This window comes from Polaromonas aquatica (assembly GCF_042659145.1).
Taxonomy (GTDB): domain Bacteria; phylum Pseudomonadota; class Gammaproteobacteria; order Burkholderiales; family Burkholderiaceae_C; genus Polaromonas; species Polaromonas aquatica.
On sequence record NZ_JBHSRS010000002.1, the window covers coordinates 50,110 to 64,612 of the forward strand.

The 14,503-nt window shown below is 61.1% G+C and carries 13 protein-coding genes; 5 read left to right on the plus strand and 8 right to left on the minus strand.

Translation table 11 applies throughout. The annotated features are described in order from the left end of the window. Window positions 1-425: 425 nt before the first annotated feature. Window positions 426-1,601, minus strand: coding sequence for a 4-hydroxybenzoate 3-monooxygenase (gene pobA, locus ACFQND_RS00885; RefSeq protein WP_371434390.1), 1,176 nt, complete (start codon window positions 1,599-1,601; stop codon window positions 426-428). A 144-nt stretch (window positions 1,602-1,745) separates the two neighbouring features. Here pobA and ACFQND_RS00890 point away from each other — a divergent pair, with 144 nt between their 5' ends. Further along, the gene (locus tag ACFQND_RS00890) at window positions 1,746-2,543 is read left to right on the plus strand and encodes an IclR family transcriptional regulator domain-containing protein (RefSeq protein ID WP_371434389.1); all 798 of its coding nucleotides are present in this window, start codon (window positions 1,746-1,748) and stop codon (window positions 2,541-2,543) included. 38 nt (window positions 2,544-2,581) lie between these two features. On the opposite strand, the gene ACFQND_RS00895 is transcribed toward ACFQND_RS00890, so the two are convergent. The 6 genes from ACFQND_RS00895 to ACFQND_RS00920 form a co-directional block, all read right to left on the minus strand. Next, window positions 2,582-3,298 (minus strand): ABC transporter ATP-binding protein, encoded by a 717-nt coding sequence (locus ACFQND_RS00895; protein ID WP_371434388.1) that lies wholly within the window; start codon window positions 3,296-3,298, stop codon window positions 2,582-2,584. Next, window positions 3,295-4,047, minus strand: coding sequence for an ABC transporter ATP-binding protein (locus ACFQND_RS00900; RefSeq protein WP_371434387.1), 753 nt, complete (start codon window positions 4,045-4,047; stop codon window positions 3,295-3,297). The genes ACFQND_RS00895 and ACFQND_RS00900 overlap by 4 nt, the downstream gene beginning before the upstream one ends. Beyond that, window positions 4,040-5,062, minus strand: a complete 1,023-nt coding sequence (locus ACFQND_RS00905) for a branched-chain amino acid ABC transporter permease (protein WP_371434386.1) — start codon at window positions 5,060-5,062, stop codon at window positions 4,040-4,042. Before ACFQND_RS00905 ends, ACFQND_RS00900 begins: the two co-directional genes overlap by 8 nt. After that, window positions 5,059-5,922 (minus strand): branched-chain amino acid ABC transporter permease, encoded by an 864-nt coding sequence (locus ACFQND_RS00910; RefSeq protein WP_371434385.1) that lies wholly within the window; start codon window positions 5,920-5,922, stop codon window positions 5,059-5,061. Before ACFQND_RS00910 ends, ACFQND_RS00905 begins: the two co-directional genes overlap by 4 nt. 126 nt (window positions 5,923-6,048) lie before the next feature. Beyond that, complete coding sequence (locus ACFQND_RS00915) at window positions 6,049-7,260, minus strand: ABC transporter substrate-binding protein (RefSeq protein ID WP_371434384.1); 1,212 nt, start codon at window positions 7,258-7,260, stop codon at window positions 6,049-6,051. Between the two features lie 159 nt (window positions 7,261-7,419). After that, window positions 7,420-8,232 (minus strand): IclR family transcriptional regulator, encoded by an 813-nt coding sequence (locus ACFQND_RS00920; RefSeq protein ID WP_371434383.1) that lies wholly within the window; start codon window positions 8,230-8,232, stop codon window positions 7,420-7,422. Between the two features lie 148 nt (window positions 8,233-8,380). On the opposite strand from ACFQND_RS00920, the gene ACFQND_RS00925 reads away from it, so the two are divergent. From ACFQND_RS00925 to ACFQND_RS00940, 4 genes are all read left to right on the plus strand, one after another. Beyond that, window positions 8,381-9,919: a class I adenylate-forming enzyme family protein gene (locus tag ACFQND_RS00925; RefSeq protein WP_371434382.1), complete on the plus strand. Its 1,539-nt coding sequence runs from the start codon at window positions 8,381-8,383 to the stop codon at window positions 9,917-9,919. Between the two features lie 34 nt (window positions 9,920-9,953). Beyond that, window positions 9,954-10,781, plus strand: coding sequence for an enoyl-CoA hydratase/isomerase family protein (locus ACFQND_RS00930; RefSeq protein WP_371434381.1), 828 nt, complete (start codon window positions 9,954-9,956; stop codon window positions 10,779-10,781). A gap of 8 nt (window positions 10,782-10,789) precedes the next feature. After that, a complete protein-coding gene (locus tag ACFQND_RS00935; protein WP_371434380.1) occupies window positions 10,790-11,563 on the plus strand; it encodes an SDR family oxidoreductase in 774 nt (257 codons plus the stop codon). Between the two features lie 84 nt (window positions 11,564-11,647). Then, window positions 11,648-12,865 (plus strand): ABC transporter substrate-binding protein, encoded by a 1,218-nt coding sequence (locus tag ACFQND_RS00940; protein WP_371434379.1) that lies wholly within the window; start codon window positions 11,648-11,650, stop codon window positions 12,863-12,865. A 41-nt stretch (window positions 12,866-12,906) separates the two neighbouring features. On the opposite strand, the gene ACFQND_RS00945 is transcribed toward ACFQND_RS00940, so the two are convergent. Continuing rightward, window positions 12,907-14,502 (minus strand): benzoate-CoA ligase family protein, encoded by a 1,596-nt coding sequence (locus ACFQND_RS00945; protein WP_371434378.1) that lies wholly within the window; start codon window positions 14,500-14,502, stop codon window positions 12,907-12,909. Window position 14,503 lies beyond the last annotated feature (1 nt).

Below are 14,503 nucleotides of genomic sequence, written 5' to 3' on the forward strand. Positions count from 1 at the left end.
CCTGTGCTGCTCAGCCCTGCCAGGACGGCACTGCGGGAGCGGGAACAGATACGGGGCCGGACTCCGCAGAACGCATCGCGTTCTGCTCCCCGAACCCGATTCCGTTCTCTTTCTTTAAACCCGTCCTGGCTGGGCCGAGCAGCGCAGATGGAGGCGGAAGGTCGGGCCAAACTTGTTTGAGCCGAAGGCGAGTTGTTTGGACCGCCGCCGGAATCGAGCAGCGCAGGTTGCCCGTAACGAAGTGAAGGGACCCAGACTGCGGGTCGCCTTTCTTTCCGTTAGGTTTCTTTGGCGAGACAAAGAAAGGTAACTCGCCCGCCGGGGCGAGACCCGGCCTGGTAGTGAAGGGCAACGCGCTACAAATTCAATAGCTGGCTGCGCACATTATTAGAAGGCTACAACCCGATTGCTTCACTAAAGATCAGTTACAGCGGCAAACCCACATAGTTCTCAGCCAACGAAGTAGACGCAGCCTTTGAATTCACCAGGTACTCCAGCTCAGCTTCCTGGATTTTCTGGCCAAACCCGCCGGTGTCGGGGAAGCGGTGCAGCAGCGAAGTCAGCCACCAGGAGAAACGTTCTGCACGCCAGACGCGGCGCAGGCAGCGTTCGGAGTAGCTGTCTATGCCCGCATCGGTTTTACCGATGTAATGCTCAATGAATGCGCTGGACAGGTATTTGACATCCGATGCGGCCAGGTTCAGTCCCTTTGCTCCCGTGGGTGGCACGATGTGCGCTGCATCACCAGCGAGGAAGAGGGTTCCAAAGCGCATGGGTTCGGCGACAAAACTGCGCAGCGGTGCGATGCTTTTTTCAATCGACGGGCCGGTGATGATGCGTTCGGCCAGCTCCGGGTCCACACGGCGGCGGATTTCGTCCCAGAAGGTGTCGTCGCTCCACTGTTCGACCTTGTCGTCTATCGGGCACTGCACGTAGTAGCGGCTGCGCGTCAGGCTGCGCATGGAGCACAGCGCAAAACCACGTTCGCTGTTGGCGTAAACAATGGCGTGCGGCGAGACCGGCGGCACGTCGGCCAGGATGCCCAGCCAGCCGAAAGGGTAGGTGCGCTCGAACTCGGTGATCGAGCCGGCCGGCACGCTGGCCCGGCATACACCGTGAAAACCGTCGCAGCCGGCGATAAAGTCGCAGGCCAGTTCATGGTGCTGGCCATCCTTGACATAGCGGACCTTGGGTTGGGCGCTGTCAAAGTCATGGATGCTGACTTCACCGGCCTCGTACACCGTGGTCAGGCCCGCGGCCCGGCGTGCGTCCATCAGGTCGCGCGTGAGCTCGGTCTGGCCGTAAGCGGTAACGACCTTGCCGCCGGTCAGGCCTTGCACGTCAATCGAGTGGCGCTGGTTTTTGAAGCCGATGTCGATCTCGCGGTGGACAATGCCTTCGGCCTTGAGCCGGTCACCGGCGCCCACCTCGGTGAGCAGGTCCACGGTGATCTGCTCCAGGATGCCGGCGCGTATGCGGTTCAGCACATAGTCGCCGCTTTGCCGCTCGATGATGATGTTGTCTATGCCTGCCTTGTGAAGCAGGGCCCCGAGCAAAAGGCCGGACGGGCCTGCTCCGATGATGGCGACCTGGGTGCGCATGGGTGTCTCCGGTACGTCTGAAATGTCAATCCCACAGCGTAGTCTTTGGCCAGGCGGTTTACCAGCCATCCTTCACATGAATGTGCGATGATTGGCTTTTGAGTGCGATAATCGCGCAACCAGCCAGGTGCGGCGAGGGAAAAAATGGACATAGCAAAAGCCGATTTCATTGAAGGCATGGCCAAGGGCATGGCCGTGCTGGAGAGTTTTGACACCGAACGCCAGCGGCTCAACGCCACGCTGGCGGCGCAGCGCGCAGGCATTACGCGCGCTGCGGCTCGCCGCCATTTGCTGACCCTGGCGCACCTGGGCTACCTGGAGAGCGAGGACGGCTACTACTGGCTTTCACCCAAGGTGCTGCGGTTCTCGGGCAGCTACCTGGCCTCGGCGCGCTTGCCGCGTGTGCTGCAGCCCACCCTGAACCGGCTGGCCGCCCAGACCCAGCAGTCGTTTTCAGCCGTGGTGCTGGATGCCGACCAGGTGGTGATCGTGGCGCGCAGCGTGGGCTCGGGCTCAAGCTACCCCGACAAACCGCAGCCCGCCGCGCCGCGCGTGCTGGCTTATGGCCTGCACCTGGGGGCTCGGCTGCCGGCGCATGCCACATCCACGGGCCGCATGTTGCTGGCATGCCTGCCGCGCGACGGGTTTTCAAGCTGGATGAAAGCGCGCGAGTTGCCGCGCCTGACGCCCCATACCGTCACCGACGGCAGGACATTGCGCGCGCTGGTCGCGCAAGCCCGAAAGCAGGACTACTGCGTTGCAATGCAGGAACATGAACTGGGTGTGTTTGCGCTGGCCGTGCCGCTGCGCAATATGCGCGGTGCAACGGTGGCGGCGCTGAACGTGGTGACGGCGCAGGAGCGGCTGGAGCCGGCGGCCATGCAGCGAGATTTGTTGCCGCTGCTGCTGGACGCAGCGCGTGAGCTGCGGCCTTTGCTTTAAGAGCCTGTTTACGAACAGGCTCTAAGCGCCGCGCTGTCTTAAACGCCCAGATATTGCTGCAGCAGTTCCGGTTTTGAATGCAGCTCCGGCGAGCTGCCTTCAAACACCACCTCACCCTTGACCAGGATCACGTTGCGGTCGGTGATCTGCGTGACGTGTTTCCAGTTTTTGTCCACGATGACACTGCTGATGCCGCTCTCGCGAATCAGCGCGCAGATCCTCCATATGTCGCGCGCAATCAGCGGCGCCAGGCCTTCGGTGGCTTCGTCGAGAATCAGCACGTCCGGGTTGGTCATGAGCGCACGGCCAATCGTCAGCATCTGCTGCTCGCCGCCGCTGAGCTGCTGCCCGCCGTGGCCCAGGCGCTCCTTCAGGCGCGGGAAAGTGTCCAGCACGCGTTCGTAAGTCCAGTCGCGCTGGCCGCGTGTTCCTGCGCGGGCGGCCATTTTCAGGTTTTCGACCACGCTGAGGTTGCCGAAGATGCCCCGGCCCTCGGGCACATAGGCAATGCCCAGTCTTGCAATTTCATAAGGAGCCGCGCCCATCATCGGCTTGCCGGCGATGTCTATGGAGCCGGAGCGCGGTTTGACCAGGCCCATGATGCTTTTGAGCAGCGTGCTTTTGCCCATGCCGTTGCGGCCCATGAGGCCAATGGTTTCAGCGCGTGCGACGGAAAAGTTGATGCCGCGCAGGATATGGCTGGCGCCGTAATAGGTGTTGATCGCTTTCGCGTCGATCAGCAGTTGCGCGCTCATGCGTGTTCCTCCCCGAGGTAGGCAGCCTGCACCCCTGCATCAGCGCGTATTTCTGCCGGGGTGCCGCTGGCAATCACCTGGCCATTGACCATGACGGTGAGCCTGTCGGCCAGGGTGAATACAGCGTCCATGTCGTGCTCCACCAGCAGGATGCCGTGGTTCTTTTTAATGTTCTGCAGCAGGGCGACCATGCGTTCAGCCTCTGCGGTGCCCATGCCGGCCAGCGGCTCGTCGAGCAGCAGCACCTGCGGTTCGGTGGCCAGCGTCATGGCGATTTCGAGCTGGCGCTGCTCGCCATGGCTGATGGTGCCGGCAATGCTGTCTTTGCGATAGGTCAGGCCAGCCAGCTCCAGGGCTTTTTCTGCGCGTTCATTGATGGATGCAAACTGCCTTGCGCGGTTCAGCCAGCGCATCGCAAAAGGCTGGCGCGACTGCCCGGCAAGCCGCACGTTTTCCCAGACGCTGAACGGCAAAAAGATATTGGTCTTCTGGTAGCTGCGGCCCAGGCCCTGGCCGGAGATTTTTTCGGGCGTCCAGCCGGTCACATCGAGTTTTCCCAAGGTCACACTGCCAGAGCTTGGCGGCAGGTCGCCCGATAGGAGGTTGGTGAGGGTGGATTTGCCTGCGCCATTGGGGCCGATAACCGCATGGATGTGGTTGCGCAGCAGGTCAATAGAAACGTCGTTCACGGCCGCAAGACCACCGAAGCGTTTGGTAAGGTTTTTGGCGCTGAGCAGGACTTCAGTCATGGCCAGCCTCCGTTTTGTCTTTGCGCTTCATGAGTTTTTCAGCAATGCCCAAAATGCCGCGCGGCGCAAACGTGACCAGCAGCACGATGAACAGGCCCATCCAGAGCTGCCAGTGTTTGCCCAGGTTGACGTTGCCGACCTGCGGCAGGTCCTTGAAGACATGCAGCAGGTATTCAAAACCAAAGGCGCCCACGATCGCACCGGCGAAGTTGCCCATGCCGCCCAGGATCACCATCATGATGGCGTGCGCGCTCATCTGGAAACCCATGAGCTCGGGGTTGATATAGCCGGTCTGCACACCCCACAAATAACCTGCCAGCCCGGCCAGCGCGCCAGCCAGTGTGAAAGCTGAAAGCTTGTATGCAAAGACGCCAAAGCCCATGGCACGCATGCGGTGTTCGTTGACACGGATGCCCGCGAGGGCCCGGCCAAACGGGCTCCACAGCAGGCGGCGCAAGAAGGCATACACCAGCAGCAGGGCGGCGAGGGTGAAGTAATACAGCGTGAGTTTGTTGTCCAGGTCAAACGGCACCCAGCCGAAGAGGGCCGCGCTGGGCTTGAAGTTGACGTAGAGCCCGTCGGAGCCGCCCAGCGCCTTGTTGTCGAAGAACAGGTAAAACACCATTTGCGCAAACGCCATGGTGACCATGATGAAATAAATGCCGTGGGTGCGCACGACAAAAAAGCCGATGATGAGCGCGGCCAGGCCCGCAGCCAGCACGGCCAGGGGCAGGGTCCACCACAGGCTTACGGCATCGCCTTGCGGTGTGAGAAAGGCGAGCGCATAACCTGCCAGGCCAAAGTAGGCCGCATGGCCCAGCGACACCAGGCCGGTGACGCCTTGCAGCAGGTCCAGGCTCATGGCAAAAATCGCCATGATCATCATGCGCGTGACCATCTGGACATAGAAGTCGGTGCCGACAAAGGGGAAGGCGGCCAGCGCGATCAGGCCGAGGCCAAGTGCGACCTGCACGCCACGCGGCAGGGTTTCGAGATTTGCTTTAACCGTGCTCATTGCTTAAACAAACCTTCGGGTTTCCACAGCAGCACGGCCGCCATCAACATATACACCAGCATGCCGGCCATGGACGGCAGAAGCACCTTGCCAAAGGTATCGACCAGGCCGACCAGCAGCGCGGCAATCAGCGCGCCGCGTACAGAGCCTATGCCGCCTATCACCACCACCACAAAACACATGATGAGGACCTGCGATCCCATGTTCGGGTAGACACTGGCCACCGGTGCGGCAATCATGCCGGCGACGGCCGCAAGCCCCACGCCCAGCGCAAATACCACCGCATGGATCAGCTTGATGTTGATGCCCAGGGACTCGGCCATGTCGCGGTTGAAGGCGCCCGCGCGTATCTTCATGCCCAGCCGGGTTTTTGAAATCAGGAGGTAAAGGCCCAGCGCCAGCGCAATGCAAACGCCCGACATGAAAAGGCGGTAAACCGGGTAGGACAGGTTTTCGGTCAGTGGAATCGACGCCCCGAGCACATCGGGAATCGTCACGCCGTGGACGTCGTCGCCCCAGAGTATGGAGCGCAGCTCCTCAAAGATGTAGATCAGGCCGAAGGTAAGCAGCACCTGGTCGAGGTGATCGCGTTTGTAGAAATGGCGGAACAGCAGCCACTCCAGCGCCAGGCCAAAGATGACCGACAGCACCGCGCCGCCGATGATGGCCAGCGTGAGGCTGCCGAACTGCGTGCTGAGCGACCATGCGAGGTAGGCTCCGAGCATGTAAAAACTGCCATGCGCGAGATTGACCACGCCCATGATGCCGAAGATCAGCGTGAGCCCTGCGGCCAGCATGAACAGCAGCAGGCCGTACTGCACGCTGTTGAGCAACTGGATGAGAAAGTTGGCTAAATCCATTGAGGTCAGAACGGGTTGATATTTATTTGGAGAGGGCCCGTTCGCACGGGTCGTACCAGGCAAGGGGATGGTGTCCAAAAAAAAGGGAGGTCCGAAAACCTCCCTTTTTGGGTCAGCTTCCGGAGCTTAGCCCATCTTGCAGCCGGCACCGCTGTCGGCCAGCGCTTTTGCGGCCACGCCGACGACCTTGTTTTCGCCTTTTTCAACCACGCGCAGGTACATGTCCTGCACCGGGTTGTGTGCCTTGCTCATGGTCCATTTACCGCGTGGGCTGTCGATGACGGCGCCTTCCATGGCCTTGTACAGCGCGGGTTTGCTGTTGAGGTCACCCTTGACTGCATTGGCGCCCTGGATCAGCAGCAGGCCGGTGTCGTAACCCTGCACAGCATACACATCCGGTTGAATCTTGAATGCTTTGGCGTAGTCAAGGCGGAATTTCTTGTTGCGCGGCGTGTCCAGCGAGTCGCTGTAATGCAGGGTCGTGATGATGCCATCGGCGGCCGGGCCGGCTGCATCAAGCACACCTTCCGTCAGGAAGCCGGAGCCGTACAAGGGGATCTTGCCCTTGAGGCCTGCCGCAGCGTAGTCCTTGATGAACTTGGCTGCACCGCCACCTGCAAACATGCAGGCGACAGCGTCAGATTTCAGTGCGGCAATTTCAGTCAGCAGGGCCTGGAACTCAACATTGGGGAAAGGCAGGCCGAGCTCCTTGATGATGGTGCCGCCGGCCTTGGTGTAGCTGTCGCGGAAGCCCTCAAAAGCCTCGTCGCCGGCTGCGTACTTCCAGCTGATCCAGACGGCCCGCTTGTGGCCCTTGTCCATCATGGCCTTGCCGAGCGCCAGGGTGGGCTGGGAATTGGTAAACGAGGTGCGAAACACGTTGGGCGCGCACAGGGAGCGCGTGGCGGCATGCACGCCGGCATTGGGGATCAGGCTCAGCACGCCGGTGTCGCGCGCGACTTTCTGGATGCCCATCTGCACGCCGGAGTGGACGGTGCCGACGATCACGTCAACCTTGTCGCGCTGCACCAGCTTGGTGGCGTTCTCGATGCCTTTGGAAGGCTCGGACTCGTCATCGACCTTGAAGTATTCGATCTCGCGGCCGCCCAGTTTGCCGCCCTGTTCATTGATGGCCATGCGAAAGCCGTTTTCAATGGCCACGCCAAGCTGGGAAAAAGTACCGGTGTAAGGCAGCATGAAGCCGACACGTACCTTGCCGGACTGCGCGCGCACTATTTCGGGCAGCAGAAGGCCGGTCGAGGCCGCACCCACAAGGGCGGCACTGCGGGTCAGGATCAATCGGCGCGAAGGTGCTGATGACGAGGTGTTTGAGGACATTGAAAACTCCTTTGGTAAGGCTAAAAACGTATGGGCCGATGGTAACGGCGGGCAGGGTGGTTTTTCCTAGTGAAAAACCCGACCTTGAGGGTTGAATTGTTTATATTTAAAGTAAAGCTGGCGTGAGTCATCGCTGCTGCCTGGCCTGGCGCGGTCTGCTCATGCATTCCTGGCCCGCGCGCCTGCTGCTTCGGTACTGTTGCGTTGCGTCAGCCGCTCATGCTGGTGACCGAGCATTTGTGACACGCGCTGCGCCGATTGCCGCAGGGCCTCTGCAATGGGGCTGCTCCAGCGGTGGTCGAAGCCGGCCTTGTACCCGAGTACGGTCAGGGTCAGGACAAGCCGCCCGCGGTCATCAAACACCGGTGCCGCAAAGGCGCTCATGCCATCCATGAAATCGCCTTCTGCGCGGGCCAGGCCGCGCTGGCGGACCTGCTCGACGGTCTCGTTGAGGTCGGCGTCGCGCGGATTTTTTTTGTCGGTACCGGCTAGGTAGGCCTTGATCAGGTCCGGCGCCATGAAGGCGGCGAACACCCGGCCGGTGGCCGAGCGGTACAGGGGGAAGACCGAGCCCAGCCCGACGTTGACCATGATGGGCCGCGCCGGCTGCTCCCAGCGAACGACCGTGGGGCCAAAACTGCCCCAGACGGAGACGGCCACGGTATGCCCGGTGGCCACGCACAGCTGTTCCGCTTCGCGGCTTGCCAGGGAGATGGGTTCTATGGTGGCAAGGCAGGACAGGCTGAACTCCAGCGCCACCGGGCCCATGCCGTAGAGGCCGGTTTCCGGGTCCTGTGTGATGAAGCCGGCGCGCATGAAACTCACGAGGTAGCGGTGCGCCTTGCCGGGTGAGATGCCGGCCTGCTCGGCAATATCGGTGATCTTCATGGGCCGCCGGTTGTGGCCAACGATGAGCATGAGGTCCAGGCCGTTTTCCAGTGACTGAACCCCCGCCTGCAAAGGTTTTTCCATGCGCTGACTCCGCGATTGGTTGGAAATGAAGATGCGACTGTAAGGCATGGGCTACAGGCAATCCCCCTTGACATGCGAATTCTACGTTGTTTATGATTTGTGGAAATTATTTTCACATATCGGAAAAACAACAATGTTGACTGGTGACATGCTGAGGCGTTCCGCGCAGCGATTCCCCGATAAGGCTGCCATCATTTATCGTGGCCCCGACAGGCGTGCATGCGTGAGTTACCGCGCGCTCGACGAAAGCGCCAACAGCCTGGCCCGGGCGTTGCTGGCGCTGGGGCTGGACAAGGGCTCAAAAGTGGCCATGCTCTCGCGCAACCTGCCCGAGTACGGCAGTGTTTTTTTTGGCGTGGCGCGAACGGGTTATGTGCTGAACAACGTGTCGGTGCTGTATGCGCCCGAAGAATTGGGCTGGGTGCTCAACAAGTCGGACACGCAGGTGCTGATATTCGATGCCCAGTTCGCGGACAAGGTGGCAGCCGTTCAGAAGGAGTGCCCGCAGATCAGGCATTTCATTTCCATAGGCGAGCAGCAGGCAGTGGCAAATGCCGTAACGTTCTCGGGTTTCATCGAGGGGCACGAGGGAACCTGTGCAGGTGTGCAGCTCGACGAGCGCGATGCGTTCTGCATGACCTATACCGGAGGCACCACCGGCCGCCCCAAGGGCGTGATGATGAATCACCGGGCGCGCGACATCACGGCGCATACGGTGGCGCTGGAGGAGCGTCTTACCGACAGCGACGTGGTGGCCATCGTCACGCCGCTGTTTCACGTTGCCGCGCTCAACATCATGTTCCAGCCAGCCATGCTGGTCGGCGCCACCACCGTGTTTGTCACGCCATGGTCTGCCGATGGTTTCATGGCTGCGGTTGAGGCCGAGCAGGTCAGTGCGGCCTTCATGGTGCCGACCCAGGCGAACACGCTTTCAACCCACCCGGAACTCGAATCCAGGAAGCTGGCGAGCTGGAACAAACTCGCATTTGCAGGCGCGCCCATGCCGGACTGGGTCCAGAAGGAGCTGATGCGGCGCCTGCCGGACCTGCGCCTGACACAGATTTACGGCCAGTCGGAAATGGGTGTCATCGCGGCCCTGCCTCCGGCCTACCTGCCCGAAAAGCTCGGCAGTGTCGGGCGCCAGCCCTACAACGTGGATGTCGCTATCCTGCGTCCGGATGGCAGCCCTGCTGCCGTCGGTGAAATGGGTGAGGTGGCATCGCGCGGCGAGAACGTCATGATGGGTTACTGCAATGAACCCGAGCAGACCGCGCAGTTCTTCAAACTCGGTAACGGCTGGGGTTTGACCGGCGACGTAGGGGTGATGGATGCGGACGGGTTCATCACGCTGATAGACCGCGCCAAGGACATGCTGATCTCCGGCGGCGAAAACGTCTACCCGAAGGAAATCGAGCAGGTCATTTACCAGTTGCCCGAGGTGGCCGAGTGCGCCGTTTTCGGCATTCCCGATGACAAATGGGGCGAGGTCCCGGCGGCTTACCTGCTGCTCAAGGACGGCTGCACGCTGGACGAGGCGACCGTGGTGGCGCAATGCGAAGCAAAACTGGCCAGGCTCAAGCGTCCGCGCCTGGTGAAGTTTGTGGACAGCTTTCCAAAAACACCGATAGGCAAGATCCAGAAGAACCTCCTCAAGGAGCCTTACTGGCAGGGCCGCAAGAAGATTTAAGCCGGTACCGATCAATTTTTTAAAAGGATATTTCATGCAAAACGAAGCGCTGTACTCCCACTACAAGGCCCTGACGCTGAAGCGGCACGAACACGGCATCCTCGAAGTCATCATGGGCGCCTCGCAAAGCGCCAACGGAAAATTGTCGACGGCCGACCACAACCTGCACCGCGAACTGTCAAGCATCTGGATGGATGTCGACAAGGACCCGGACACCCGTGTGGTGATCATCCGGGGTGAAGGCAAGGGCTTTTCCGCCGGTGGCGACCTGGGCCTGGTCGAGGACATGGCCAACGATTTCAACGTGCGCGCCCGCGTCTGGAAAGAGGCCCGCGACCTGGTCTACAACGTCATCAACTGCTCCAAGCCGATTGTCTCGGCCATGCACGGCCCGGCCGTAGGTGCGGGCCTGGTGGCGGGCTTGCTGGCTGACATCTCGATTGCCTCAAAAACCGCGCGCATCATTGACGGCCACACACGGCTGGGCGTTGCCGCTGGCGACCATGCAGCCATTGTCTGGCCGCTGCTTTGCGGCATGGCCAAGGCCAAGTACTACCTTTTGCTTTGCGAAGCGGTGTCCGGCGAGGAGGCCGAGCGCATAGGCCTGGTGTCGTTGACGGTCGATGAGGCCGATTTGCTGCCAAAGGCGTTTGAAGTGGCCGAGAAACTGGCCAAGGGCTCGTCAACCGCCATTCGCTGGACCAAATACGCCCTGAACAACTGGCTGCGGTTGGCCGGGCCGACTTTTGATGCTTCGCTGGCGCTTGAGTTCATGGGCTTCTCGGGCCCCGATGTCCACGAAGGCATCGCTTCGCTGCGCGGCCGGCGAGAGCCGAAGTTCGATCCTTCCTGCCCGATCTAGGGGTTGTGATGGAACTCGGCATACAGGGGCAAACGGCGCTTGTGCTGGGCGGCACGCGGGGCCTGGGCTGGTCCTGCGCGCAGGCCCTGGCCGAGGCCGGTGTGCGCGTCATCATCAATGGGCGCGACAGGGCGCACGGCATGGCCGCGGCAGCGCAACTGCCGGGTGGTGTTTTTGTTGCCGGCGACATCGGCGATGAAGCGCAAAGAGCCGCGCTGATGGCCGAAGTCGAAAAAACCGGCCTGCCCACCATCGTTGTCACCAATGCCGGCGGCCCGCCGCCTGCACCGTTTGAAGAAACCGATGCCGCGCTGTGGCGGCGCAGTTACGAGGTCAACGTGCTGGGGCCCCTGGAGATTGTGCGACGCTGCCTGCCGCACATGCGGGCGCAAAAATACGGCCGCATCATCAACATCACGTCCTTTGTGGTCAAGGAGCTGTACCCGAACATGGCGCTGTCCAACAGCTTGCGCATAGGCCTGACGGGCGCCATGGGCGCGCTGGCGCGAGAAGTGGCGGCCAGCGGCATCACGGTCAACGGGCTATTGCCGGGCCTGATGGATACCGGCGCGCTGCAGCGCGTGATCACAGACCGGTCAAAACGTTTTGGCCATACCGAAAGCGCGGTTCGCCTGCAGATGGCGGAAGGCATCCCCATGCAGCGGCTGGGCACGGCGGACGATTTCGGTGCGATGTGTGCCTTTCTGGCGTCCACACGCGCGGCCTACATCACCGGACAGAACATCTGCATAGACGGAGGCCTGACCAAGAGTGTGATCTGACACCCGTGCATTCAGGCATTTCAGCCAACGCACGACGGCCGGAAGAACCCTTCGGCCACCAATATTCAAAAGGAGACAAGACAAATGAAACATATCCGCACTCCGCTGGCCGCCGCACTGGCCGGCCTGCTGTTTTCAATGGGCGCCCAGGCACAGGGCATTTCAGACGATGTAGTGCGCATAGGCGTCATGACCGACATGGGCGGCGCGCTGTCGGACCTCTCGGGCAAAGGGTCTGCGATGGCCGTCAGGATGGCGGTCGAGGATTTTGGCGGCAAGGTGCTGGGCAAGCCTGTCGAGGTGCTGGAGGTCGACCACCAGAACAAGCCGGACGTGGCCTCCAACAGGGCCCGTGAATGGTTTGACGTGCAAAAGGTCGACATGGTCACCGACCTGACCAATTCGGCAGCGGCGCTGGCCGTGATCGACATTGCCAGGCAGAAAAACCGTATTGCCATTGTCAACGGCGCGGGCGCCACGCGCATCACCAATGAGAACTGCACGCCCAACAGCATCCAGTACGCCTGGGACACCTACGCCATGGCCAACGGCACAGCCAAGGCCATCATCAAAAAGGGCGGCAACACATGGTATTTCCTGACAGCAGATTACGCCTTCGGCCACCAGAGTGAGCGCGACGTGACGGATGTGATCAACAGCAGCGGCGGCAAGGTGATTGGCTCGTCGCGCCATCCGTTCAATGCCAGCGATTTTTCCTCATTCATCCTGAGCGCCAAGGCCTCGGGCGCCAAAATCATAGGCCTGGCCAATGGCGGAAGCGACACCATCAATGCCGTCAAGTCGGCGCAGGAGTTCGGCATAGACCCTGCGAAACAGAACCTGGCCGGGCTGGCCGTTTTTATCACCGACATTCACGGCATGGGCCTGAAAGCCGCGCAGGGCTTGCAACTGACGGAGGCCTTTTACTGGGACCTGAACGAGCAGACACGCCAGTGGTCGCGCCGCTATTTTGACCGCATGAAAAAAATGCCGACGGCGATCCAGGCGGCGAATTACTCGTCAACCCTGCATTACCTGCGCTCGGTCAAGGAGGCCGGAACGGATGCCGCACCTGCGGTCATGGCCAAAATGAAAAGCCTGAAGGTCAATGACTTTTTTGCCAAAAACGGCACCATCCGCGAAGACGGCCGCATGGTTCATGACATGTACCTGGTGCAGGTGAAAACACCGGCTGAGTCAAAGTACCCATGGGATTACTACAAGGTGCTGGCGACGATTCCGGGCGACGAGGCTTTTCAGCCCCTGTCCAAATCCACCTGCCCGCTGGTCACGAAGAAATAAGCAGGCACCAGGCACGGTAAGCGGCTGCCGGCCAGCCGCGGTTACCGTTCCTGTTTTTGGCGCAGCCTGAAACGCTGGATCTTTCCCGTCGCCGTTTTCGGCAGCTCGGTCACAAATTCAATCCAGCGCGGGTATTTGTAGGGCGCCAGCTGCAGCTTGACGTGGGCCTTGAGTTCTTCCATGGTGGCGGCCTGGCCGGACTTGAACACCACATAAGCCTTGGGCTTGACCAGTTCGTCGGCGTCCATGGCACCTATGACGGCGACTTCCAGCACAGCGGGATGTGTCATCAGGCAGGCCTCGACCTCAAAGGGCGACACGTAAATGCCGCCTACCTTGAGCATGTCGTCACTGCGGCCGCCGTAGGTGTAGTAGCCGTCGGCATCGCGTATGTATTTGTCGCCGCTCCTGGTCCACTCGCCGGCAAAGGTGGCCTTGGTTTTTGCGCGGTTGTTCCAGTACATCAGCGCGGCGCTGGGGCCGTTGATCTGCAACTCGCCGATTTCGCCTGCGCCGCATTCGCTGCCGTCGTCAGCCACGATGCGCAGTGCATAACCGGGCACGGCCTGGCCAGTGGTGCCGTAACGCACCTGGCCGGGGCGGTTGCTCAAAAAGATGTGCAGCATCTCGGTCGAACCTATGCCATCGAGGATTTCGCAGTTGTATTGCGCCGTCCATTTTTTGCCGATCTCGGCGGGCAGGGCCTCGCCTGCGCTGGTGCAGACGCGCAGGCTCAGTTCCCCTTTTTCAGGGCGCGCCGGGTCTGCGAGCAATGCTGCATAAAGCGTGGGCACGCCGTAAAAAATGGTGGGCTGGTGTTTTTTGAGGATGCCAAACACGTCAGCGGGCGTGGGGCGGGCGGGCAGCAGCACCGTGGTGGCACCCACGCTCATGGGAAATGTCAGCGCATTGCCAAGGCCGTAGGCAAAAAACAGTTTGGCGGCCGAATAGACCACGTCGGATTCCTGGATGCCCAGCACGCCACGGCCGTACAACTCCGCGGTCTGGAGCAGGTGGCTGTGCAGGTGTACCGTGCCTTTGGGCGTGCCGGTCGAACCGCTGGAGTACAGCCAGAAGCAGGCATCGTCGGCACAGGTGTCTGCTATCGTTTTTGTAGCTGGCTGCGCGCGTATCAAGGCGGCCAGGGCCTGATTTGATGAAGAATTTTCGGGCAGATCGTCAACTCCGGCCACGATGACCGTTTTTAAGGTCTCAACCTTGCCCAGCAGCGGCTCAAAGGCGGGCAGCAGGGCGCTGGACACCACCAGGCCTTGTGCGCGCGAGTCGCGCAGCATGAACTCAAAGTCCTGCGTGGTCAGCAAGGTGTTGACGGCTACCGGCACCACACCGGCCAATATGCAGCCTAAAAACACCACGGGCCATTGCGGTGTGTCCAGCATGGCCAGCAGGATGCGGCTCTCGGGGGCAAAACCCTGGGCGCGCAGGGCGTTGGCAAAGCGGTGCGACTGGTCCGTCAGTTCGCCGTAGCTCAGCTGTTCGCCGCTGACGGCATCGATAAAAGCGATCTTGCCGGCGCGCTGGGCGTTGCGGGCCAGCAGGTCATGCGCGGCGTTGTAGTCGCGAGGGATGGTCACGAGAGGCGGGCTTGACCCATGGTCGGCGCTGCTCAGTTGCATG

Coding starts and splice junctions, on each gene's coding strand:
- ACFQND_RS00940 (WP_371434379.1), top strand. CDS start 11,648: ATGAAACATATCCGCACTCCGCTGGCCGCCGCACTGGCCGGCCTGCTG.
- ACFQND_RS00915 (WP_371434384.1), bottom strand. CDS start 7,260: ATGTCCTCAAACACCTCGTCATCAGCACCTTCGCGCCGATTGATCCTG.
- ACFQND_RS00890 (WP_371434389.1), top strand. CDS start 1,746: ATGGACATAGCAAAAGCCGATTTCATTGAAGGCATGGCCAAGGGCATG.
- ACFQND_RS00920 (WP_371434383.1), bottom strand. CDS start 8,232: ATGGAAAAACCTTTGCAGGCGGGGGTTCAGTCACTGGAAAACGGCCTG.
- ACFQND_RS00905 (WP_371434386.1), bottom strand. CDS start 5,062: ATGAGCACGGTTAAAGCAAATCTCGAAACCCTGCCGCGTGGCGTGCAG.
- ACFQND_RS00900 (WP_371434387.1), bottom strand. CDS start 4,047: ATGACTGAAGTCCTGCTCAGCGCCAAAAACCTTACCAAACGCTTCGGT.
- pobA (WP_371434390.1), bottom strand. CDS start 1,601: ATGCGCACCCAGGTCGCCATCATCGGAGCAGGCCCGTCCGGCCTTTTG.
- ACFQND_RS00935 (WP_371434380.1), top strand. CDS start 10,790: ATGGAACTCGGCATACAGGGGCAAACGGCGCTTGTGCTGGGCGGCACG.
- ACFQND_RS00910 (WP_371434385.1), bottom strand. CDS start 5,922: ATGGATTTAGCCAACTTTCTCATCCAGTTGCTCAACAGCGTGCAGTAC.
- ACFQND_RS00930 (WP_371434381.1), top strand. CDS start 9,954: ATGCAAAACGAAGCGCTGTACTCCCACTACAAGGCCCTGACGCTGAAG.
- ACFQND_RS00895 (WP_371434388.1), bottom strand. CDS start 3,298: ATGAGCGCGCAACTGCTGATCGACGCGAAAGCGATCAACACCTATTAC.
- ACFQND_RS00945 (WP_371434378.1), bottom strand. CDS start 14,502: ATGCAACTGAGCAGCGCCGACCATGGGTCAAGCCCGCCTCTCGTGACC.
- ACFQND_RS00925 (WP_371434382.1), top strand. CDS start 8,381: ATGCTGAGGCGTTCCGCGCAGCGATTCCCCGATAAGGCTGCCATCATT.